General features: G+C 73.0%; 20 protein-coding genes. 12 read left to right on the plus strand and 8 right to left on the minus strand.

What is annotated here, in order from left to right:
• Positions 1–56: 56 nt before the first annotated feature.
• The 5 genes from ACFLFB_RS03440 to ACFLFB_RS03460 form a co-directional block, all read right to left on the minus strand.
• The gene (locus tag ACFLFB_RS03440) at positions 57–479 is read right to left on the minus strand and encodes a hypothetical protein (protein WP_392544306.1); all 423 of its coding nucleotides are present in this window, start codon (positions 477–479) and stop codon (positions 57–59) included.
• Positions 480–697: 218 nt separating this feature from the next.
• The gene (locus ACFLFB_RS03445) at positions 698–2,149 is read right to left on the minus strand and encodes an LLM class flavin-dependent oxidoreductase (RefSeq protein ID WP_392544307.1); all 1,452 of its coding nucleotides are present in this window, start codon (positions 2,147–2,149) and stop codon (positions 698–700) included.
• Positions 2,150–2,185: 36 nt separating this feature from the next.
• Positions 2,186–3,289 carry an alcohol dehydrogenase catalytic domain-containing protein gene (locus ACFLFB_RS03450; RefSeq protein ID WP_392544308.1) on the minus strand — a complete coding sequence of 368 codons (1,104 nt, stop codon included), beginning with the start codon at positions 3,287–3,289 and terminating at the stop codon, positions 2,186–2,188.
• Positions 3,286–3,687 (minus strand): acyl-CoA thioesterase, encoded by a 402-nt coding sequence (locus ACFLFB_RS03455; RefSeq protein ID WP_392544309.1) that lies wholly within the window; start codon positions 3,685–3,687, stop codon positions 3,286–3,288. Before ACFLFB_RS03455 ends, ACFLFB_RS03450 begins: the two co-directional genes overlap by 4 nt.
• 95 nt (positions 3,688–3,782) lie before the next feature.
• Positions 3,783–4,823, minus strand: a complete 1,041-nt coding sequence (locus ACFLFB_RS03460) for a LacI family DNA-binding transcriptional regulator (RefSeq protein ID WP_392544310.1) — start codon at positions 4,821–4,823, stop codon at positions 3,783–3,785.
• A gap of 204 nt (positions 4,824–5,027) precedes the next feature.
• Here ACFLFB_RS03460 and ACFLFB_RS03465 point away from each other — a divergent pair, with 204 nt between their 5' ends.
• From ACFLFB_RS03465 to ACFLFB_RS03485, 5 genes are all read left to right on the plus strand, one after another.
• Entirely contained in the window at positions 5,028–6,362 is a 1,335-nt protein-coding gene (locus ACFLFB_RS03465; protein WP_392544311.1) for an extracellular solute-binding protein, read from the plus strand.
• Positions 6,363–6,443: 81 nt separating this feature from the next.
• Complete coding sequence (locus tag ACFLFB_RS03470) at positions 6,444–7,376, plus strand: carbohydrate ABC transporter permease (protein ID WP_392544312.1); 933 nt, start codon at positions 6,444–6,446, stop codon at positions 7,374–7,376.
• Position 7,377: 1 nt separating this feature from the next.
• On the plus strand, positions 7,378–8,283 hold the full coding sequence (locus ACFLFB_RS03475; protein WP_392544313.1) for a carbohydrate ABC transporter permease: 906 nt from the start codon (positions 7,378–7,380) through the stop codon (positions 8,281–8,283).
• Between the two features lie 62 nt (positions 8,284–8,345).
• Positions 8,346–9,992, plus strand: coding sequence for an alpha-amylase family glycosyl hydrolase (locus tag ACFLFB_RS03480; RefSeq protein ID WP_392544314.1), 1,647 nt, complete (start codon positions 8,346–8,348; stop codon positions 9,990–9,992).
• The gene (locus ACFLFB_RS03485; RefSeq protein WP_392544315.1) at positions 9,976–10,902 is read left to right on the plus strand and encodes a glycosyl hydrolase family 32; all 927 of its coding nucleotides are present in this window, start codon (positions 9,976–9,978) and stop codon (positions 10,900–10,902) included. Before ACFLFB_RS03480 ends, ACFLFB_RS03485 begins: the two co-directional genes overlap by 17 nt.
• Before the next feature lie 24 nt (positions 10,903–10,926).
• On the opposite strand, the gene ACFLFB_RS03490 is transcribed toward ACFLFB_RS03485, so the two are convergent.
• Both ACFLFB_RS03490 and ACFLFB_RS03495 read right to left on the minus strand, forming a co-directional pair.
• Positions 10,927–11,778 (minus strand): alpha/beta fold hydrolase, encoded by an 852-nt coding sequence (locus tag ACFLFB_RS03490; protein WP_392544316.1) that lies wholly within the window; start codon positions 11,776–11,778, stop codon positions 10,927–10,929.
• A 33-nt stretch (positions 11,779–11,811) separates the two neighbouring features.
• Positions 11,812–12,549, minus strand: coding sequence for a copper homeostasis protein CutC (locus ACFLFB_RS03495; protein ID WP_392544317.1), 738 nt, complete (start codon positions 12,547–12,549; stop codon positions 11,812–11,814).
• A gap of 77 nt (positions 12,550–12,626) precedes the next feature.
• Here ACFLFB_RS03495 and ACFLFB_RS03500 point away from each other — a divergent pair, with 77 nt between their 5' ends.
• The 3 genes from ACFLFB_RS03500 (at position 12,627) to ACFLFB_RS03510 (ending at position 15,484) form a co-directional block, all read left to right on the plus strand.
• On the plus strand, positions 12,627–13,097 hold the full coding sequence (locus ACFLFB_RS03500; protein ID WP_392544318.1) for a MarR family winged helix-turn-helix transcriptional regulator: 471 nt from the start codon (positions 12,627–12,629) through the stop codon (positions 13,095–13,097).
• Positions 13,098–13,222: 125 nt separating this feature from the next.
• Positions 13,223–14,059 (plus strand): M23 family metallopeptidase, encoded by an 837-nt coding sequence (locus ACFLFB_RS03505; protein ID WP_392544319.1) that lies wholly within the window; start codon positions 13,223–13,225, stop codon positions 14,057–14,059.
• Between the two features lie 57 nt (positions 14,060–14,116).
• The gene (locus ACFLFB_RS03510) at positions 14,117–15,484 is read left to right on the plus strand and encodes a sensor histidine kinase (protein ID WP_392544320.1); all 1,368 of its coding nucleotides are present in this window, start codon (positions 14,117–14,119) and stop codon (positions 15,482–15,484) included.
• On the opposite strand, the gene ACFLFB_RS03515 is transcribed toward ACFLFB_RS03510, so the two are convergent.
• Positions 15,453–16,142: a response regulator transcription factor gene (locus tag ACFLFB_RS03515; RefSeq protein ID WP_392544321.1), complete on the minus strand. Its 690-nt coding sequence runs from the start codon at positions 16,140–16,142 to the stop codon at positions 15,453–15,455. The genes ACFLFB_RS03510 and ACFLFB_RS03515 overlap by 32 nt on opposite strands.
• Positions 16,143–16,435: 293 nt before the next feature.
• Here ACFLFB_RS03515 and ACFLFB_RS03520 point away from each other — a divergent pair, with 293 nt between their 5' ends.
• From ACFLFB_RS03520 to ACFLFB_RS03535, 4 genes are all read left to right on the plus strand, one after another.
• Positions 16,436–16,945 carry a DUF2231 domain-containing protein gene (locus ACFLFB_RS03520; RefSeq protein WP_392544322.1) on the plus strand — a complete coding sequence of 170 codons (510 nt, stop codon included), beginning with the start codon at positions 16,436–16,438 and terminating at the stop codon, positions 16,943–16,945.
• A gap of 121 nt (positions 16,946–17,066) precedes the next feature.
• Entirely contained in the window at positions 17,067–18,401 is a 1,335-nt protein-coding gene (gene gabT, locus ACFLFB_RS03525; protein WP_392544323.1) for a 4-aminobutyrate--2-oxoglutarate transaminase, read from the plus strand.
• A 2-nt stretch (positions 18,402–18,403) separates the two neighbouring features.
• A complete protein-coding gene (locus ACFLFB_RS03530; RefSeq protein ID WP_392544324.1) occupies positions 18,404–19,201 on the plus strand; it encodes an SDR family NAD(P)-dependent oxidoreductase in 798 nt (265 codons plus the stop codon).
• 9 nt (positions 19,202–19,210) lie between these two features.
• Positions 19,211–20,560 (plus strand): nitrate/nitrite transporter, encoded by a 1,350-nt coding sequence (locus tag ACFLFB_RS03535; RefSeq protein ID WP_392544325.1) that lies wholly within the window; start codon positions 19,211–19,213, stop codon positions 20,558–20,560.
• The last annotated feature ends 35 nt before the right edge of the window (positions 20,561–20,595 follow it).

Raw genomic sequence — 20,595 nt, forward strand, 5'->3', positions numbered from 1 at the left:
TCCGTGGCCCCCGCGCTGTCAGCGTCGGGGGCCACGGTCCTGCGTGAGGTGAGCGGTCAGACCGAGGCGCTCGTCGTGGTCGTGTTCGCGGTGTCGGGGCTCGTGGGGGCGCCCGGCCCCCGCTGGCCGCGGCCGGTCGACGTCGTGATGGTCTTGAGGTCGGCGCTCACCTCGAGGCGGACGGCGGCGCCGGCCTTGGTGCCGTCGACGTCGTAGGAGCCGTCGGGGTCCTTCTGGACGGTGGTGACGGTGACGGCGGAGTCCTTGGCCTTGACGGCAGCGGTGACCTCGGCGAGCTCGGCCCCGGTGACCGGCGTGTGGGCGTGCCCGGCGGGCTTGTCGCCCGACGGGCTGCTCGTCGCCGAGGGCGTCGAGGCCGCCGGTCCGGTGGCGGCGCCCGACAGGGCGGCCCCCGTCCCGATGAGGGCGGCGGCGGCCACGACGGCCGAGACGCCGGTGATGATCCTGGTCCTGTTCATGCTGGTCTCCTTGGGTGACGGGTCGGCGCGGTGCCGAGCGGTTCGCGTTCCACGATGCGCAGTACCGCTGTGCCACACCTGTGCCGGACGTCGCGTGTACCTGGGAACCCGTCCTCCCTCCGCTGCGCCCTCCCACACGCCCTGGGTCGCGCGCTACGGGGGCAGTAGGTGCTGCGATCACGACACCTACTGCCCCGTAGCGCGAGATGGAGGTGGGGTCAGGTGGTGAGGCCGGCGAGGGCGAGGACGTCCTCGGGGCCGGCGAGGTCGGGGGTGCTGAGGAAGACCTGCGACACGCCCAGCGCCGCGAGCCTGGCGTGCCGGTCTCGGTGCTCGGCGACCGTGCCGGCGTGGGTGCGCGCGGCGAAGGTGGCAGCCGCCGTCCGGCCGCGCAGCGCCTCCACCCGGCGCCAGACGTCGTCGCGGTCGCGCCCGACGACGGGGAGGTCGAGGACGGTCACCGCGACCTCGGACGGGTCGCGGCCCACGTCGGCGCAGTGCCGCCGCAGCACCTCGACCTTGTGCCGCAGGACGGCCGGGTCGGAGGTCGTGAGGTTGCAGGCGTCGCCCAGCTCGGCCGCGATCCGCAGGGTCCGGAGCTCGCCGCCGCCGCCCACCAGCACCTGCACCGGGGCGGACGGCCGCGGGTAGCAGGTGGTCTCGGGCAGGAAGACGCCGTCGGACGCGTACGCCTTGGTGCCGGGCGCCCAGAGCGCCCGCATGGCCCGGATGGAGTACTCGAGCTCGTCGAGCCGCTCGGGCGCCGACGGGAACGGCAGCCCGAACGCGGCGTGCTCGCGCTCCCACCACCCGGCGCCGATGCCGAGGAAGGCCCGCCCGCCCGTCAGTGCCGACAGCGTGGCCGCGGCCTTCGCCGTGATCCCCGGTGGGCGGAACGTCACGGGCGTGCACAACGTGCCGAGCCGCAGCGAAGTCCCCTGTGCCGCAATGGCACCCAGCGCGACCCACGGTTCGGGGATCGGGTCCCAGACCCGGCCGACCTGCGGGATCTGGATGAGGTGGTCCATGAGGGACAGCCCGGCGAACCCCGCCTCGTCGGCGGCGAGGGCGATGTCGCGCAGCCACGTCATCGGCTCCTCGCCCCACGGGAAGCGCGAGACGTGCAGCAGCACCTCGACCCCGGTGGAGGCGGTGCGGTGCTCGGCCGCGCGCGCGGTCTCCACGGCGGGGACGGGTGGGGCGCCCTCGGCCGCGACGCGGAGGACGACGTCCCACCCCTCGCCGTCGAGCTCTCCCGCGACCTCGCGGGAGCGGCGCAGCTGGCCGGCCAGGACCGACGCGGGCACGGGCCGGTCGCGGGAGGCGTTGCGTCGCCGGCACTCCGCGTCTGGCGTCTCGAGCACGACGACCACCCCGGGGAGGCCGGCCGCGCGGGCCAGCGCCAGCCAGCCGAGCCGACGCGCGGGGTCGAACCCGAGCGTGTCGACGACGGTGGTCAGCCGGCGCCCGAGCCGGGCCGTGACGATCGACTCGAGCAGGGCGAACGCGTCGGTCGAGGCGTCGAGGTCGTGCGGACCGCTCCCGACGATGCCGCGCAGGGTGTCGGAGGAGGCGACCTCCTCGGCCCGGTAGTGCGCGGCCGCCCACGTGGACTTCCCCGACCCCGAGGCGCCGACCAGCACGACGAGCGCCGGGTCGGGGAGCGACATGCGGGCAGTCTGCCCGAGTGGGACGGGTCGGGGCGCTCAGAGCTCGATGATCTGGCGCAGCGCCGTTCCGGCGGCGAGCTCGTCCATGGCGTGGTTGACGTCGTCGAGCCCGATCCGCGAGGAGATCAGCGCCTCGACGGGCAACCGTCCCTCGCGCCACCACTGGGCGAACACGGGGATGTCGCGTGACGGCACGGCCGACCCGAGGTAGCTGCCCACGACGGTCCTCGCCTCGGCCACGAGGGTCAGCGGCGAGACCTCCGCGCGGGCGTCCGGGTGGGGGAGTCCGACCGTCACCGTGCGCCCGCCCGGTGCGGTGGCCGCGAAGGCCGCCTCGAACGCGCGCGCGTTGCCCGCGGCCTCGACGACGACGTCGCAGCGCACTCCGCGGGAGGCGAGCTCGGCCGGGTCGAGGACGGTGGTTGCGCCGAGGTCGCGGGCCTGGTCGCGCTTCGCGGCCACGCCCTCGACCGCGACGACGTCACCGCCGCCGAGCGCGACCGCGGTGAGCAGGGCCGCCATCCCCACCCCGCCCAGCCCGACGACCATGACACTCTGTCCGGGCTCGGGTGGCGCGGCGTTGAGGAGGGCGCCGCCCCCGGTGAGCACGGCGCAGCCGAGCACGGCCGCCACGTCGGGCGGCACGTCGTCGTCGACCGCCACGACCGAGCGCGCGTCGACCACGGCGTGGGTCGCGAACGCCGACACCCCGAGGTGGTGGTGCACCGGCACGCCGTCGCGGGTGAGCCGTCGGCCCCCGCCCAGCAGCTCGCCGGTGCCGTTGCTCGCCGACCCCGGGCCACAGGGCATCCGGCCGTTGGTCGCGCAGCCGGCGCACTCGCCGCAGCGGGGGAGGAAGGTCATGACGACCCGCTGGCCCCGGGCGAGGTCGGTGACGCCCGCGCCGAGCGCGGTCACCCGGCCGCTGGCCTCGTGGCCGAGCAGCATCGGCACCGGGCGCGTGCGGTTGCCGTCGACGACGGACAGGTCGGAGTGGCACACCCCGGCCGCGGCGATCTCCACGAGCACCTCGCCGGGCCCGGGGTCGTCGAGCTCGAGCTCACCCACGGTGAGCGGGCGGGTCCGCGCCCACGGACCGGGCCGGCCCACCTCCTCCAGGACGGCTCCGGTGATCCTCATGCGCGGGCCTCCTCGGCTCCGGTGACGACCGCGCGCACCGCGGCCGGGATGGGGACGGACGCGCGGGTCGAGCGGTCGACGTAGACGTGGACCCAGTGGCCCAGGGCCGCCAGCTCGACCTCCTGGGCGTCGAACAGGCCCAGGGCGTAGGTGATGCTGCTGCGCCCCACGCGCTCGACGCGGACCCCGACGTCGAGCGGCCGCGGGAACTCGAGCTCGCGCAGGAAGCGGCAGCCCGACTCGGCGACGAGGCCGAGCTCGGGCAGGTCCATGACGTCGACACCGGCGCCGGCGATGAGCCAGCCGTTGATCGCGGTGTCGAACAGCTCGTAGTAGACGGCGTTGTTGAGGTGGCCGTACATGTCGTTGTCGGCCCACCGCGTCGTCACCCGCGTCACGTGGTCGAAGTGTGCGCGGGTCAGCGACCGGGGGTCCTGGGCCGGTGTGCCGTGACGACGGTCGTGGTGCGGCCGGGCCCGGTCGGACGCCTCCGTCATAGGGTGCCCTTCGCGGGGGTGACCAGGGGTGGTGGCGCTGTGCTCTCGCGCAGGATGAACTCGCCTGCGAACAGGGCGTGTTGGTCGACGGATGCGGAGCCGTTCATCCGGTCGACGAGCTGGTGCAGCGCGGCGGCCCCCATGCCGGATGCCGGAGCGCTGACGCTCGTGAGCGGCGGCTCGGCAGCGGCGGCCCACGGCTCGGGGGTGCCGATCGACACGACCGAGAGGTCGCGCGGCACGGAGATGCCGGCGTGCGGTGCCGCCTGCAGGAGGCCGAGCGTGGCCTCGACGTTCAGGCCCACGAGGGCGGTGGGACGGCGTGCTGCCTTCCCGATGGCTGCGGCGACGCGGGCGCCCTCGCCGGGCATCGGCGCCGCGTTGCGCACGGACCCGCGGATGCCGTGGCGCCGGCACGAGGCGCGGAACGCCGTCTCAGCACGCACCAGGGCGCCGAACCGCCTGTCCGACACCTGTTTCGGACCGGAGAGGAACCACACCTCCTCGTGGCCGAGCTCGGCGAGGTGCGCCACCGCCACCTCGGCCACGGCGTCGAAGTCGCGGTCGACGAAGGGGATCTCGTCCTCCTCCGCCGTGCGGCCGATGAGGGCGCACGGCACGCCGGCCTCGGTGAGGGCCACGACGCGGGGGTCGTCGAGCAGGACCTCCATGAGCACCACCCCGCCGATGAGGCCGCTGCGGTGGACGTTGACGACGTCGGCGACCTCGTCGTCGGTGGTGGGCCAGAGCAGCACGTGCAGGCCGGCGGCCCGTGCCGCCGACGCCGCACCGAGGACGTACTCCATGTCTGCGTTGGAGATGGCGCGCTCGGAGACGGGGAAGAGGACCGCGACGACGGGGCTCGAGCCACCGGCGAGGGCCGTGGCGAGGGTGTGGGGCTGGTATCCCAGCTCGTCCATGGCCTGCCGGACCCGGGCCTGGGTGGCAGGGGAGATGGTCCGCTTGCCGGAGAGCGTGTACGACACCGTGGCCTCCGACACGCCCGCGCGCAGCGCGACGTCCCTGCGCGTTGCCATGGGACCTCCTCCTGCCGGTGAGGAGCCATTGAAGCACCTCGGCCGCCGTTATCGATTCGTGACCTGAACTCTTGTTGACGCGCGTCAACACTTCGCGCCATCCTCGTGGTGGTTGACGCCGACGTCGCCCACCGGGCCCCTCCCGGAGAGCGCGGCCCGGCGACATAGGTGGCCCGCCCGGGCCCGAGACGAAGGAGTCCCCGCATGTCCCCTCACTTCCGCGGCAGAAGGGCTGTGGTGGCCACCAGCGCCATCGGTCTGGCCCTCGCGGCCACCCTGGCCGGGTGCGCCAAGACCGACGCGAACTCCGGTGGTGGAGGCGGTGGTGGCGGCGCCACCACCCTCAAGGTGTGGGCCCAGGAGGGCCAGGAGGGCGAGGTCAAGGCGGCCAAGGACGAGGTGGCGGCCTTCAACGCGGCCAACACCGACATCAAGGCCGAGCTGACCCTCATCCCGCAGGCGACGTACGGGCAGACGCTCACCTCCACCGCGGCCGACGCGCTCCCCGACGTGTTCGAGTTCGACGGCGAGACCGCTGCTGCCCTGGTGTACGCCGGCAAGCTCGCGCCCCTCGACGGCGTTGTGTCCGACGCCGTGGTCTCCGGCGAGCTCTCCTCGGTGCAGGCGCAGGGCAAGGTCGGCGGCAAGAACTACTCGGTCTCCCAGTACGACTCGGGCCTGGGCCTGTACGGCAACAAGGCGATGCTCACCGAGGCCGGGGTCACCGACATCCCGACTACGATCGAGGACGCCTGGACCGTCGACGAGTTCGAGGCCGCGGTCACCAAGCTCGCCGCTAAGAGCAAGTCCGGCAAGGGCCTGGACATCAAGGAGCAGTACAGCGGGACCTGGCCCGGCTACGCCTTCACGCCCGTCGTCAACTCCGTCGGGCAGCCGCTGGTGAAGAACGGCAAGGCCACCGGCGCGCTCAACGACCCCAAGGTCGCCGCGGCGCTCACCCGGTTCGCCTCCTGGCGCAAGCTCGTGGACCCCAACGCCGACGACAAGGCCTTCACCGACAAGCGCGTCGGCCTCGCGTGGGTGGGTCACTGGACCTACCCGGCCAACAAGGCCGCGCTCGGCGACGACCTCGTCGTCATGCCGCTGCCCGACTTCGGCAACGGCACCAAGAGCGGTCAGGGCTCACACAGCTGGGGCATCGGCGCCAAGTCGGCCAACGCCAAGGCGGCCGCCACGTTCCTCGAGTTCATCATGGCCGACAAGTGGGTCAGCCAGATCACCGAGGCCAACGGCGCCGTCCCCGGCACGACCGCCGCGCTGGCGGCCAGCAAGCTCTACGGCGCCGGCGGTGACCTCGAGCTCTACGGCCAGCAGCTGTCCAAGACCTGCGGCTCGGCCGACCCGACGCCCGCCTGCGTGACGGTGCCCCGCACCATCAGCGCCGGCTGGCCCGTCATCAACCAGAAGTTCTCCGACGCCTTCTGGGCGATCTACGGCGGGGCCGACGCCCAGTCCGAGCTCGACAAGGCCGCCAAGGCCATCGACCAGGACGCCGCCGACAACAACAACTACCAGTGACGTCCTGACGTCCTGCCCGGGGGTGGCGAGCCGTATGAGGGCGGCTCGTCACCCCCACCTCCCACCGAGAAGGGGTCCGCAATGACGCGTCACCGCACCTCCGGCAAGGGCCGTCCGTACGGCCAGGAGAACGCCGCCGGCTACCTCCTCAGCGCCCCCGCGCTGATCCTGCTCGCCCTGTTCGTCGTCCTGCCGTTCGCAATGGCGTTCGTCCTGTCGATGCAGAACGTCCGCCTCGACGGCGCCCGGCCCAACATCTGGATGGGGCTCGAGCAGTACCGCCGCATCCTCTTCGACGGCGACACCAGCCCGGTGTTCTGGCGCAGCCTGCTCAACAACTTCATCTTCGCCGCGTTCGTCGTGCCGGTGCAGACCGCGCTCGCCGTCGGCCTGGCGTCACTGCTCAACCAGAAGGTGCGCGGCATCGCCGTGTTCCGCACCCTGTTCTTCCTGCCGGTCGTCTTCCCCATGGCCCTCGTCGCGACGATCTGGAGCCTGATCTTCGCCCGCGACGGGCTCGGCATGCTCAACGCGTTCCTGTCGTCGGTGACCTTCGGTGCCGTCGGTCCCCAGGACTGGCTCGGTGACCCCAAGCTGGCCCTCGCGTCGATCGCCCTGATGTCGATGTGGGCCGGCGTCGGCTTCCAGATGATCATCATCCTCGCGGGCCTGCAGGCGATCCCGCAGGAGCTCTACGAGGCGGCGACGCTGGACCGGGCCAACGCCTGGCAGAAGTTCCGCAACGTCACCCTGCCCGGTCTGCGCAACACGCTGATTTTCGTCGTCATCGTCACGACGATCTTCTCGTTCCGGCTCTTCGACCAGGTGTACATCATGACCCGCGGGGGGCCGAACAACTCGACCTCCACCGTCATGTACCAGGCCGTCACCTCCGCCTTCGTGGAGAACAACGTCGGCCGTGGTGCGGCGATGACCGTGGTCTTCGTCCTCGTGATCGTCGTGGTCACGGTCGTCCAGCAGCGGGTGCTCCGCCAGGACCGAGAGGTGAGCTGAGATGAGCTCGACCACCCTGACCAAGCAGGGCACCACCACGGCTGCGGCCGGGGCGCCGAGGCTGACGATGGGCACGAGGCGCCGGCTCGGCGTCGTGGGCATCTACGTCGTCCTCGTCGTGGTCTCGCTGCTGTTCGTCTCGCCGATCATCTACATGGTCATCGGCTCGCTGAAGCCGGCCGACGAGGTCCTCAACGGGCTGGGCGGGTTCTCCCCGACCCACCTCAGCCTGGCGAACTACACGGCCGTGCTCGAGCGGTTCAAGAGCGACGCCAGCGGGTACTTCCAGAACTTCTACCTCGCGTCGATCATCGTGACGAGCGTGACCGTCATCGGTGGGCTCTTCGTCAACTCGATGGCCGCCTACGCCCTGGCGCGGCTGCGGTGGAAGGGTCGCGACGCGATCCTGGCGGTCATCATCCTGCTGGTGATCCTGCCCTTCGAGGCGATCGCGGTGCCGCTGTTCTACCTGATGAACGACTTCCGCAACACGTACTTCGTGCAGTACATCCCGTTCGTCGCCAGCGCCTTCTCGATCTACCTCTTCTACACGTTCTTCATCTCGATCCCCAAGGAGATCCAGGAGTCGGCGTCGCTCGACGGGGCCGGGCCGTTCCGGATCTTCGTCCAGATCATCGTGCCGATGTCCAAGCCGGTGTACGCGTCGGTGACGATCCTGACCTTCCTCGCCGCGTGGTCCTCGTTCCTGTTCCCCGTGATGATGGTGGACCAGCCGCTCGTGCGGCCGCTGCCGCTGGCCATCGCGGTGTTCAAGGGGCAGCCGCCGACCGACTGGGGCCAGATCTTCGCCTTCGGCGTGATGCTCGTGATCCCCGTGGTCGTCGTGTTCCTCGCCTTCCAGCGCTGGTTCATCCAGAGCGTCGCGTCCTCGGCCGTCAAGGGGTGAGTCCCCTGACCGAGCGCGCCGGACGGTTCGCGCCGACCCGGGGCCCGGGACGACACCGCACGGTGCCGTCCCGGGCCCCGTGGTGGCCCGAGGCCGTCGTCTACCAGATCTACCCGCGCAGCTTCGCCGACGCGAACGGTGACGGTGTCGGCGACCTGCGCGGCGTCACCGACCGGGTTCCCTACCTGGCGGCGCTCGGCGTCGACGCGGTGTGGCTGTCGCCGTTCTACCCCTCGCCCCTGGCCGACGGTGGGTACGACATCGTCGACCACCGTGACGTGGACCCGGTGATCGGGACGCTGGAGGACTTCGACGAGATGGTGGCGGCGCTGCACGCCGTGGACATCAAGGTGATCGTCGACATCGTGCCGAACCACACGTCCGACCAGCACCCGGACTTCCTCGCGGCGCTGGCGGCGGGTCCCGGTGCGCCGGAGCGGAACCGGTACATCTTCCGACGCGGGCGGGGGGAGTCCGGGGAGCTGCCACCGAACGACTGGCCCTCGCACTTCGGCCCCACCTGCTGGACGCGGGCCACCGACGGCGAGTGGTACCTGCACCTGTTCGCCCCGGAGCAGCCGGACCTGAACTGGGACGAGCAGGACGTGCACCGTGACTTCGAGCGGACGCTGTCGTTCTGGGCCGACCGCGGCGTCGACGGGTTCCGCATCGACGTCGCCCACGGTCTGGCCAAGGACCTGTCCGAGCCGTGGGCCGACATCACGAGCTTCAACCCCGACCTCACCCCCGTCGACGGCAGCCACCCCCTCTTCGACCGCGACGAGCTGATGGACGTGTACCGCCACTGGACGGACCTCCTCGACCGCTACGACCCGCCCCGGATGACCGTGGCCGAGGCGGCCGTCCCGGGGGAGCGGGTGCACCGCTACGTCAACGTCGGCGGCCTGAGCCAGGCGTTCAACTTCGACCTGCTGACGACGCCGTGGGACTCCACGGCCTTCCGCGCGGCGATCGACAAGGAGCGGCAGGCCTCGGCACGCTCCGGGGCGAACAGCACCTGGGTGCTGGGCAACCACGACTGCGTCCGACCGGCGAGCCGCTACGGCCTCCCCGTCGGCACCGACCTCAACGCCTGGCTGCTCAGCGACGGCACGGCGCCCCGGGTGGACCTGGCCGTGGGCCGCGCGCGCGCCCGAGCCGCGGCGATGGTCCTGCTCGCCCTGCCCGGCTCGACCTACGTGTACCAGGGGGAGGAGCTCGGCCTGCCCGAGGTGGCCGACCTCCCGCCCGAGCACCTCGAGGACCCCATGTGGCTGCGGTCGGGCGGCGCGGTGAAGGGCCGCGACGGGTGCCGGGTCCCGCTCCCGTGGACGCCGGACGGGCCGAGCCTGGGCTTCGGTGACGCTCCCGGGCACCTACCCCAGCCGGGGGTCTTCGCCGGCCTGTGCGTCACGAGCCAGGACGAGGACCCCACGTCGACGCTGTGGTTCTTCAGGAACGCGCTCCGCCTGCGTGCCGAGCTGCTGCTCGACCGGTCCGACTTCACGTGGCTTCCGCGGCACCCCTCGGCGGTGGGCTTCCGCCGGGGGACCGACTGGGTGTGTGCCGTGAACATGGGCAGCCAGCCGATCGAGCTCCCCACGGGCGAGGTCCTCATGGCCAGCGGGGCGCTCGACGGACGACGACTGCCACCCGACACCTGCGTGTGGCTGCGACTGGAGGAGGACGACGGTGCTCGAGCTGGCTGACCGGTGGATCTGGGACTCGTGGTACGTCCGCGACGGCGACACGCACCACGCCTTCTTCCTCACCGCCCGCCGCGACCTTCCCCACCCCGACGACCGCCACCTCAACGTGTCGGTCGGCCACGCGACGTCGACGGACCTGCGCTCGTGGACCGTGCTGCCGACAGCGCTGTCGCCCAGTGCGACACCGGCGTTCGACGACCTGGCCACCTGGACCGGCAGCGTCCTGCGTCACGACGACCTGTGGTGGATGTTCTACACCGGGGCGTCGCGGGCCACGAAGGGGCTGGTGCAGACGGTCGGCATCGCCACCTCGCCCGACCTGACGACCTGGACCCGGGTTCCGCAGAGCCCTGTCTCGCAGGCCGATCCGCAGTGGTACGAGCTGCTCGACCGCGAGGTCTGGCACGACCAGGCCTGGCGCGACCCGTGGGTGCTGCACCACGACGGGGAGTTCCACATGCTCGTCACCGCGCGGGTGCCCGACGGTCCCACGCGGCAGCGGGGCGTCATCGGGCACTGCACGTCGCCCGACCTGATGACGTGGACGGCCGGGCCTCCGCTCACCCTCCCCGGGGCGGGCTTCGGCCAGATGGAGGTGCCGCAGGTCGCGGTGGTCGACGGCGTGCCGGTGCTGCTGTTCTGCTGCGGCACCGAGGAGCTGGACCCCGCGGGACCGCACGAGCGCGGGGGCATGTTCAGCGTGGCCGGCGACGGGCTCCTCGGCCCGTTCGACGCGTCCGCCGCCCGGCGCTTCCCCCACGAGTCGCTCTACGCGGCGCGGCTCGTGGAGCACGAGGGGTCGTGGTGGCTCCTCGGGTTCCGTGGCACCGAGGACGGCCGGTTCGTCGGGGCGCTCACCGACCCGATCCAGGTCACGGCCCGACCCGGCGAGGGCGTCGTCCCCCGCTGAGGTCCGTGGCGCCGACAGCGGGCGTCAGGCCGGGTCGGCCACGAACTCGCGCACGAGGTCGGCGAAGCGGTCGGGGTCGTCGAGGTGCGGGAAGTGGCCGGCACCCTGGAACAGCTCGACGCGGCACCCCTCGATCGACGACGACGCCGCGGCCGCGTGCCACGCCGGGATCATCCGGTCGCGCGTGCCCCACACGACGAGCGTGGGCAGCGGCGCGGACTCCGGCAGGTAGTCGTGGGCGGTGACGCTCTGCCCGCCGGGGTCGATGACGGCCCGGGTGGTCGCGAGGAAGGCGCGTCGGGTCTCGCCGCCGCCGAGGGAGGTGAAGCCCTCCCAGACCTCGGTGAGGTCGCGCCCGGGGCGCAGGCCCACGGACCCGAGGGCTCGTCCGGCCGACGCGAGCCGCCGCCGCATCCACCCCGAGGCGATGACCGGCAGGACGTACTCGGCCAGGGGCAGGGTCGCCGAGCGCAGCAGCGGGCTCACCTCGCGCCCGAGCCCGCCGCTCGCCACGAGCACGAGGCGCTCCACGCGCTCGGGGAACAGGTACGAGAACACCATGGCGATGCCGCCGCCGAGGGAGTGGCCGACGAGGGTGACGCGCTCGATGCCCAGCCGGTCGAGGAGGTCGCGCAGGGTCGCGGCGTGCGCGCCGAGCGAGTAGTCGCCCATCGGCTTCGCCGACTGGCCGTGACCGAACAGGTCGGGGACGACCACGCGGTGCCCGTCGTCGAGCCGGTCGACGAGGTGCGCCCACTGGCGCTGGCTGCCGAGCAGGCCGTGGATGAACAGCAGCACCGGCCCCGAGCCGCTGTCGGCGTAGGAGAACGTGTGGCCGAGCAGCGTGACCGTGTGCTCGGTGGTGCTCGCGGTCACGGAGGGCTCCTCGGGGTGGTGGTCGTCCATATGTTACTCCCCGGTAGTCATCGGGGCGGACGCCGCGGCCCGGCACTCCTCGACGAGGGCGCGGGCCACGGCCTCGGAGGTCACGGTGCGCCCGCCGGCCTCGGCGGGAGCCCGCCCGTGGACCTCGTGGACCCCGGTGTCGCGCAGCAGGGTCCGCACGTTCCCGGGGCGGATGCCGCCCGCGGCGAGGATCGTGATCCGCCCCCTCGCCTGCTCGTGCAGGGCGGCGAGCCGGGCGGCTCCCTCGGACGCCGTCCCGGGTCCGCCGCCGGTGAGGACCCGGCCGATCTCGAGGTCGACCAGGGTCTCCAGCGCGGCCGCGAGGTCGGGCGTCGCGTCGAACGCGCGGTGGAAGGTGACCGGTGCGTCGCCGCACGCGGCGACCAGCCGGGCCGTGACCTCGGCGTCCACGAGGGAGTCGGGGGTGAGGGTGCCCAGCACGAAACCGACGGGCACCCGGGCCGGCAGGGCGCGCACGGCCGCGACGTCGGCCAGCATCGCCGCGACCTCGTCGGCGTCGTGCACGAAGTCCCCGCCGCGGGGCCGCAGGAGGACCTGGAGCCCGGTGCGGTCGAGCACCGACAGGGCGGTCGCCACGGTCCCGATGCTCGGCGTGGTCCCGCCCTGACGGAGGTCGGCGCACAGCTCGACCCGGTCGGCGCCGGCCCGCTGGGCCGCCCGCACACCCGCCACGTCCTCGACGCACACCTCCACGGTCACGGGGCGCGGCGGGGGAGTCACCCGGTGATCGTGGCACGGCGGTCCACCACGGGCGCGCGCAGGTAGATGATGCGTCACCCACGCCGTAGCCTGACGCCATGACCGGCACGCCCTGGCTCAGCCCCGACGAGCAGCGGCTCTGGCGCGCCTGGCTGGCGCTGGGCTCCGGACTGTCGGCGGCGCTGCACCGCGACCTCCAGGCCGACGCCGGGCTCTCGCTGCCCGACTTCGACGTGCTCGTCCGGCTCACCGACACCGAGGACGGCCGGGTGCGCGTCTCCGAGCTGGCCCGCGTGCTCGGGTGGGAGCGCAGCCGCCTCTCGCACCACGTGACCCGGATGGAGCGCCGTGGGCTCGTCGCGCGAGACGACTGCGTCGACGACGGGCGCGGGGCCTTCGTCGTCCTCACCGACTCGGGCCGGGCCGCCATCGAGGAGGCCGCGCCGCACCACGTGCGCACGGTGCGCCGCCTCTTCGTCGACGAGCTCTCGGCCGACGAGGTCGCCATGCTCGGCCCGGTGCTCGAGCGGCTCCTCGCCCGGGTCGCGGCCGACGGTCCACCCGCCTGACCTGCGGCTCCGCCTCGCGGCGGCGGTGTCGGCCGTTCGTCCACTGTTCCCGGCATCCCTGCCAGGTCACGGAACGGTCACGCTACGGTGAGACCTTCCCGCACCCCCTGCCCGGGAGACCCCCCGTGAGCGACAGCCCGACCTATGCCGGACGCCACCGCGTCCGTGCGGTCGTCGCGCCCCGGCGCCGGGCGTCCTCGGTGCTGCCGACCGCCACGGCCGCCACGCTCATCCTCACCGCCGGAGCGGTCAGCCTCGCGCAGGGCGCGGCCGGTGACCCCCGCACCCCGACGACGAACGCGGTGAGCGCGCTGGACCTCAGCGTCGAGCAGGTCGTCGTCGTGCGCCAGCAGGAGGCCGCCGAGGTGGCGACCACCACCGAGCTCGCACAGCGGCGCCAGGCGTCGGCGCTCGACGCCTCCGCGGTGCACGGTCGCGTCGAGGCCCAGCAGCGGGCGGCTCGGGTCGAGGCGCGCAGGGCAGCCCTGGAGGCCAAGCGGAAGGCGGCCGAGAAGAAGCGCAAGGTCGCACAGGCCGCGGCCCGGGCCAAGGCCGAGCGCCTCAGCCGGCGCTGGGTCGAAGCCATCCACACAGGCAGGCTCACGTCCGACTTCGGACCCCGGTGGGGCAAGAACCACGACGGCCTCGACATCGGCGCTCCCGAGGGCACCCCCCTGTTCGCGATGTCGAAGGGGACGGTCGTCCTCTCCGACGAGGTCCCGAGCTTCGGCAACAAGATCGAGATCCGCTACTGGGACGGCACGGTCTCCTGGTACGGGCACCTCAGCCGCCGCGACGTGCGCACGGGCGACACGGTGATGCCCGGCGACCAGGTGGGCCTGGTCGGCAACACGGGGCACTCCTTCGGCGCGCACCTCCACCTCGAGATCCACCTGACGGCCGGCGACCACCCGGTCGACCCCGCCCCGTGGCTGCTGCGCAAGGGGATCGCGGTCGGCTGAGAGCGGCCGTCCCCGACGTCCCGTCCCCGTGGCGATGCCGTCCCTACACTCGCGGACATGACCCCACGGCTCGGGCTGCGCAGCCGCATCCTCGCGCTGACGATGCCGGTGGTCGTCCTCGTGAGCGCCGCCATCGCGGGGATCATCTACACCTCGCTCGGCCAGGTCTTCGACGTCTCGGCCCGGGAGATCGCCGTGGCCGAGGCGCTCGAGCTGCGCACCGACATCCGGCTGCACTCGATCGACGACCTGGACCAGACCCACGTCGACGACGTCAGCACTCGGGTGTCCCAGGTCGTCTCGCGCGACGGTCGTGTGCTCGTGAGCACCGACCGGCGCGCCGACACCCTCCCCATCGCCGACCCGAAGGTCACGTCCGGCGGCGTCACCTCTTCGCTCGTCACCTCGCTGCCCGGCCTCGGGGAGGGGCGCTACGCCGTGGCGGCGGTCGACGCCGTGGCCCCCGACGGCTCGCACTACACGGCCATCGTCGCGGTGCCGACGCGGGTCGAGACCTCGGCACTGAGCCGGTCCCTGGAGTTCGCCCTCATCGGCGCCCTCGGCCTCGTCGCCGTCCTGGCCGCGGTCACGACCTTCGCCGTGGGCCAGGCGCTGCAGCCCGTCGACCGGATGCGCCACCAGGTCGAGGACCTCGCCGCCTCCCGGCCCGCCCCCTCCCTCGAGGTGCCGCCGGGTCGTGACGAGCTGTCCCGCCTCGCCGAGACCCTCAACGCCGTCCTGGAACGGCTGCGGGCGGCGGATGCCGCGCGCCGCGCCTTCGTCGCCGACGCCGGGCACGAGCTGCGCAGCCCGCTGGCGACCATCCGCATCCTCCTCGACCGGATCCTCGAGGAGCGCCCGGACCGCGAGCGGCAGGTGATCGCCGGGCGGGTGTCCGCCGAGGTCGACCGGCTCTCCGTGCTCGTCGAGGACCTGCTGGCGCTCGCGGCCGCCGACGAGCGGGCCTTCGACATGACGTCGGTCGACGTCGACCTCGACGACGTCGTGGCCGAGGAGTCCGGGGCGCTGCGGGCGCGGGGGATGCCGATCGAGGTCCGGGTCGAGCCGGTGCGGGTCAGCGGCGACCCCCACCGGCTCGGGCGGGTCGTGCGCAACCTCCTCGAGAACGCCGAGCGGCACATGGAGGGGCGCATCCGCGTCTCCCTGACCCGGGACGGGGGCACCGCCCACCTCGTCGTCGACAACGACGGGCCGCCGGTGCACGAGGGCGACCGCGACCGGATCTTCGCGCGCTTCGTGCGGCTCGACGACTCCCGCACCCGCGACACGGGCGGCTCGGGCCTGGGGCTGGCGATCGTCGCCGAGATCGTCGACCAGCACGGAGGCGTCGTCGTGGCCGACGAGTCGCCCGAGGGATGGTGCCGCTTCGCGGTCAGCCTTCCGCTGGCACCTCGATCGGGTTGAGCCGGTAGCCCATCCCGCGCACGGTCTCGAGCGACTTGCTGGCGAACGGGGCGTCGATCTTGCGGCGCAGGTAGCCGATGTAGACCTCGACGACGTTGTCGGCGCCGGGGTAGTCGCTGTCCCAGACGTTCTCGAGGATCTCGGACTTGCTCTGCACCTGGCCGGCCTTGCGCATGAGGTGGTGCAGGAGGGCGTACTCGCGCGCGGTCAGCTGGATCTCCTTGCCCTCGCGCGTGACGCGGCGGGTGGTGGGGTCCAGGCTGAGGCAGCCGACGGTGAGGGCCACGGGGCGCTCGGGGGCACCGCGGCGCGAGAGCGCCTGGACCCGGGCGAGCAGCACCCTCGTGCTGAACGGCTTGGTGACGTAGTCGTCGGCCCCGAGCTCGAAGGCGTCGGTCTGGTCGTAGTCGCCGTCCTTGGCGGTGAGCATGAGGACGGGGGTCCAGACCCGTCGCTGGCGCATGTGCTTGAGGACGTCGTAGCCGTTCATCGACGGCAGCATGATGTCGAGGACCACCACGTCGTACTGCCCGAGCAGCGCCATGCGCAGGCCGTCGCGGCCGTCGACCGTGTGGTCGACCACCCACCCTTCCTCGCGCAGCGCATCCTCGAGCGCCGCGGCCAGCGCGCGCTCGTCCTCCACCAACAGAAGCCTCACGACTTCTCCCACCTTCTCAGGGGAATCTCAGCGTTCTGGTTGTAATGTACTCACTGAGTCGGGAGTTGCTGAAGAGGCGAGCCCGACTTCCGGAGCCGGCCCCCGGGAGATGCGAACCCCCTGCACGCATCTCCCGGGGGTCTTTCCGTGTCCGGAGGCCGATGGAGGCCGTCCGCGCACCGCCGGAGGCCGCCGTCAGCCCGTGGTCGGGCCGCGTCGCTGTCGCGGACCCCGGGCGCGTCGCCCCTAGGTTGGGTCCTGAGCAGATCCGCCGCGCAGGAGGTACCGCCGCTGTGTTCGACACCGTCACCGGGCTCCCGGTCCACGTGCTCGTGGTCCACGCCATCGTCGTCCTCGGCCCGCTCGCCGGGCTCACCGCCATCGTCTACGCGGTCCGGCCGGGCTGGCGGGTGCTCCTGCGCTGGCCGCTGGTCGTCGTCTCCGCCCTCGCGGCCGTCACGGCCTTCGTCGCCACCCAGAGCGGGGAGGCCCTCGAGCACCGTCTGGAGTCCCTCGGGGTCGGCGACACGGTGCGCGCGGCCATCCACGAGCACTCCGAGCGCGGTGAGCTCGCCCGCAACATCGCCTTCGTCGTCGTGGTCCTCGCGGTCGCGGCCGCGTTCTGGGCGCTCGTGCCGGGGACGGAGGCGCCCGGAGGGCGGCCCGTGGCGCTGGTCGCCGCCGCGCTGCTCGTCGTGGCGGGCCTCGCGCTCGTCGTCGCGACGGTGCTGGCGGGGCACAGCGGGTCGAGCGCGGTGTGGAGCGAGATCGGCAAGGTCGAGGTCACCGACGGCCCTCGGTGAGCCCGGCCCCACGGATCGCCTCGTGGGTGTCGGTGGTGCCGACGGACCACGTCCTCAGGGCCCGAGGAATCGACGGATTCCGTGGTTTCGTCCGGGTGGGGCCGTGGATAGGATCGGCCCCATGATCGAGCAGCAGCGGATCCTCGCGACGTCCATCCCCGGTCCCAACTCCCAGGCGATGCAGGCGCGCAAGACCGCCGCCGTCTCGGCCGGCGTCAGCACCGGCCTGCCGGTCTACGTCGTCGAGGGAGCCGGCGGCATCGTCCGCGACGTCGACGGCAACCAGCTCATCGACTTCGGGTCCGGCATCGCGGTGACCACGGTCGGCAACGGCAACCAGCGCGTCATCGACGCCGTCACCGCGCAGATCAACGCCTTCACCCACACCTGCTTCATGGTCACGCCGTACGACTCCTACGTCGCCGTCTGCGAGAAGCTCAACGCGCTCACCCCCGGTGACCACGAGAAGCGCTCGGCGCTGTTCAACTCCGGCGCCGAGGCCGTCGAGAACGCGGTGAAGATCGCCCGGCACGCGACCGGCCGCCCGGCGGTCGTCGCGTTCGATCACGGCTACCACGGCCGCACCAACCTCACCATGGGGCTGACCGCGAAGAACATGCCCTACAAGCACCGCTTCGGCCCGTTCGCCGGCGAGCTGTACCGCGTGCCGATGGCCTACCCCTACCGCTGGCCGGGCGGCCCCGAGGCGTGCGCCGAGCAGGCGCTGGCCGCGGTCACCAGCCAGATCCACGCGCAGGTCGGCGAGGACAACACGGCGGCCGTCATCATCGAGCCGATCCAGGGCGAGGGCGGCTTCATCGTGCCGCCGGAGGGCTTCCTGCCCGGGCTGGCCGACTGGTGCCGCGAGCACGGCATCCTCCTCATCGCCGACGAGGTGCAGTCCGGGTTCTGCCGCACCGGCGACTGGTTCGCCTGCGACCACGAGGGCGTCGTCCCCGACCTCCTCACCGCCGCCAAGGGCATCGCCGGCGGCATGCCGCTGGCGGCCGTCACCGGCCGCGCCGAGCTGATGGACGCCGTGCACGCCGGCGGCCTCGGCGGCACCTACGGCGGCAACCCCGTCGCGTGCGCCGCAGCCCTGGCCGCCATCGAGTCGATGGAGGAGGACGACCTGCGCTCGCGGGCGCGGGAGATCGGCGAGGTCCTCACCGACCGGCTCGGCCGCCTCGCCGAGAAGTACGAGGAGATCGGCGACGTCCGCGGCCGTGGCGCGATGATCGCCATGGAGCTCGTCACCGACGCCGACACCAAGGAGCCCGCCGCGGCCCTCACCTCGGCGGTCAACAAGGGCTGCCACGAGCGCGGCCTCGTCACCCTCACCTGCGGCACCTACGGCAACGTCTTCCGGTTCCTGCCGCCGCTGTCGATCTCCGACGAGCTGCTCCACGAGGGCCTCGACGTCCTCGAGGAGTCGTTCACCGCCGCCGTCGGCTGAGCGTGGCCCCCACCCTCCCGGCGGTCCTCGACCTCACGGGCCGCACGGCGCTGGTCACCGGCGCCGGCTCGGCCACGGGCATCGGGATGGCGTGCGCCCGCCTCCTCGCGGAGTGCGGGGCGCGCGTGGTGGTCGGGGCGACGACCTCGCGCGTCGACGACCGCGTGGCCGAGCTCGTGGCGGGCGGCGCCGAGGCGGTGGGGGTCGTGGCCGACCTCACGACGGCCGAGGGCGCGCAACGGCTGGTCTCGGCGGCGCTCGACGCGTTCGGCGGGCTCGACGTCCTCGTCAACAACGCCGGGATGGTCGCGACCGGCGCCGACGACGGCTACCTCGAGGGCGACCTCCTCGCCACGACCCCCGAGCGCTGGGCGGCCTCCCTCGCCCGCAACCTCGACACCGCGTTCCTCACCACCCGCGCTGCCCTCCCGCACCTGCGGAGCAGCGGGGCCGGCCGAGTCGTCATGGTCGCGTCGGTCACCGGGCCCGTCATGGCGATGCGCGGCGAGGTCGCCTACGCCGCCGCCAAGGCGGGCCTCGTGGGGCTGGCCCGGGCGCTGGCGGTGGACGAGGCGCGGCACGGCATCACGGTGAACGTCGTCGCCCCGGGGTGGGTGGAGACCGGGTCGCAGACGGCGGCCGAGGCGGGAGAGGCGCTCGCGACGCCCGTCGGGCGCTCGGGGAGCGCCGAGGAGGTCGCGGCGGCGGTGGCGTTCCTCGCCTCGCCCGGGGCGTCGTACGTGACCGGGCAGGTCCTCGTCGTCGACGGCGGCAACAGCGTCGCCGAGGAACGCTCCTAGACTTGGTCGGTGACCCGTCCCGTGCTGCGCCAGGTGCACACGATCGGACGGCGGCGCGCGTGGGTGATCTGGGCCGTGGGACTGTCGGTCTACGTCCTCGCGGTGTTCCACCGCACCTCGCTCGGGGTGGCCGGGCTGCTGGCCGCCGAGCGCTTCGACATCAGTGCCGCCCAGCTGTCGACCTTCACCGTGGTCCAGCTCGCCGTGTACGCCGCGATGCAGATCCCGGTCGGCGTGCTCATCGACCGGTTCGGGTCCAAGAAGCTGCTGCTCACCGGCCTGCTCCTGATGACGGGGGGCCAGTTCTGGTTCGCGTTCGCCGGGTCCTTCGAGGTCGGGCTCGCCGCGCGCATCCTCCTCGGCGCCGGCGACGCGATGGTCTTCACCTCGCTGCTGCGCCTCGTCGCGGTGTGGTTCCGGGTGAAGCAGGCCCCCTTCATCACCCAGCTGACCGGCATGGTCGGGCAGGCGGGCGCCATCGTCGCGGCGACCCCGCTGGCCGCAGCCCTGTCGGCGTTCGGCTGGACCCGGTCCTTCGCCACGGCGGCGGGCGTCGGGGTCGTGCTCTCGGTGTTCCTCGTCCTGCTCGTCAAGGACTCGCCCTACCGCGGTGAGGCCGTGGAGCGGATCAAGGTGCGCGCACTGGCCCGCACCCTCGCCGAGGTCTGGGGCAACCCGGGCACCCGGCTGGGCCTGTGGGTGCACTTCTCCTCGCAGTTCGGCGCCACGGTGTTCACGATGCTGTGGGGCTACCCGTTCCTCGTGCGCGGCGAGGGCCTGGACCCGAAGCTGGCGTCGCTGCTCCTCATCGTCATGACGGTGACGGCCATGGCAGCCGGGCCGCTGGTCGCCGCGTTCACCTCGCGCGTGCCCTACCGGCGCTCGCAGCTCGTCCTCGGGATCGTCGTGGCGATCATGCTCGTCTGGGCGGTGGTCCTGCTGTGGCCGGGGCCGGCGCCGCTGTGGCTGCTCGTCGTGCTCGTCGTCGTCACGGCGATGGGTGGGCCGGGGTCGATGGTCGGGTTCGACCTCGCCCGCACCTTCCACCCCTCGTCCCGGCTGGGCCGGGCCACGGGCGTGGTGAACATCGGGGGCTTCACCGCCTCGCTCGTGGCGATCGCCCTCATCGGCATCGTCCTGGACCGGCTGGCCCCCGGCGGCCCCGACGACTACACCCTCGACGACTTCCGGATCGCGATGTCGGTGCAGTTCCTCTTCTGGGGCGTGGGGGTCGTGCAGCTGGTGCGCTACCGCCGCAAGAGCCTGGCGATGATCGAGGAGGTGCACCCGGCCGCCCTCGAGGCGCTGCGCCGGGGCGACACGCTCCTGCCGGGCATCTCCCGCGACCTCGACGACTGACCGTTCGCGCCGGTCCGCGGTGCCGCGAGTTCACC

Source organism: Oryzobacter telluris, assembly GCF_043099285.1.
In the GTDB taxonomy this organism is placed as follows: Bacteria; Actinomycetota; Actinomycetes; order Actinomycetales; family Dermatophilaceae; genus Oryzobacter; species Oryzobacter telluris.

What these genes read in the sequence shown, in the direction of transcription:
- ACFLFB_RS03440 (WP_392544306.1), bottom strand. Translation starts at nt 479, where the DNA reads ATGAACAGGACCAGGATCATCACCGGCGTCTCGGCCGTCGTGGCCGCC.
- ACFLFB_RS03445 (WP_392544307.1), bottom strand. Translation starts at nt 2,149, where the DNA reads ATGTCGCTCCCCGACCCGGCGCTCGTCGTGCTGGTCGGCGCCTCGGGG.
- ACFLFB_RS03450 (WP_392544308.1), bottom strand. Translation starts at nt 3,289, where the DNA reads ATGAGGATCACCGGAGCCGTCCTGGAGGAGGTGGGCCGGCCCGGTCCG.
- ACFLFB_RS03460 (WP_392544310.1), bottom strand. Translation starts at nt 4,823, where the DNA reads ATGGCAACGCGCAGGGACGTCGCGCTGCGCGCGGGCGTGTCGGAGGCC.
- ACFLFB_RS03465 (WP_392544311.1), top strand. Translation starts at nt 5,028, where the DNA reads ATGTCCCCTCACTTCCGCGGCAGAAGGGCTGTGGTGGCCACCAGCGCC.
- ACFLFB_RS03470 (WP_392544312.1), top strand. Translation starts at nt 6,444, where the DNA reads ATGACGCGTCACCGCACCTCCGGCAAGGGCCGTCCGTACGGCCAGGAG.
- ACFLFB_RS03475 (WP_392544313.1), top strand. Translation starts at nt 7,378, where the DNA reads ATGAGCTCGACCACCCTGACCAAGCAGGGCACCACCACGGCTGCGGCC.
- ACFLFB_RS03500 (WP_392544318.1), top strand. Translation starts at nt 12,627, where the DNA reads ATGACCGGCACGCCCTGGCTCAGCCCCGACGAGCAGCGGCTCTGGCGC.
- ACFLFB_RS03510 (WP_392544320.1), top strand. Translation starts at nt 14,117, where the DNA reads ATGACCCCACGGCTCGGGCTGCGCAGCCGCATCCTCGCGCTGACGATG.
- gabT (WP_392544323.1), top strand. Translation starts at nt 17,067, where the DNA reads ATGATCGAGCAGCAGCGGATCCTCGCGACGTCCATCCCCGGTCCCAAC.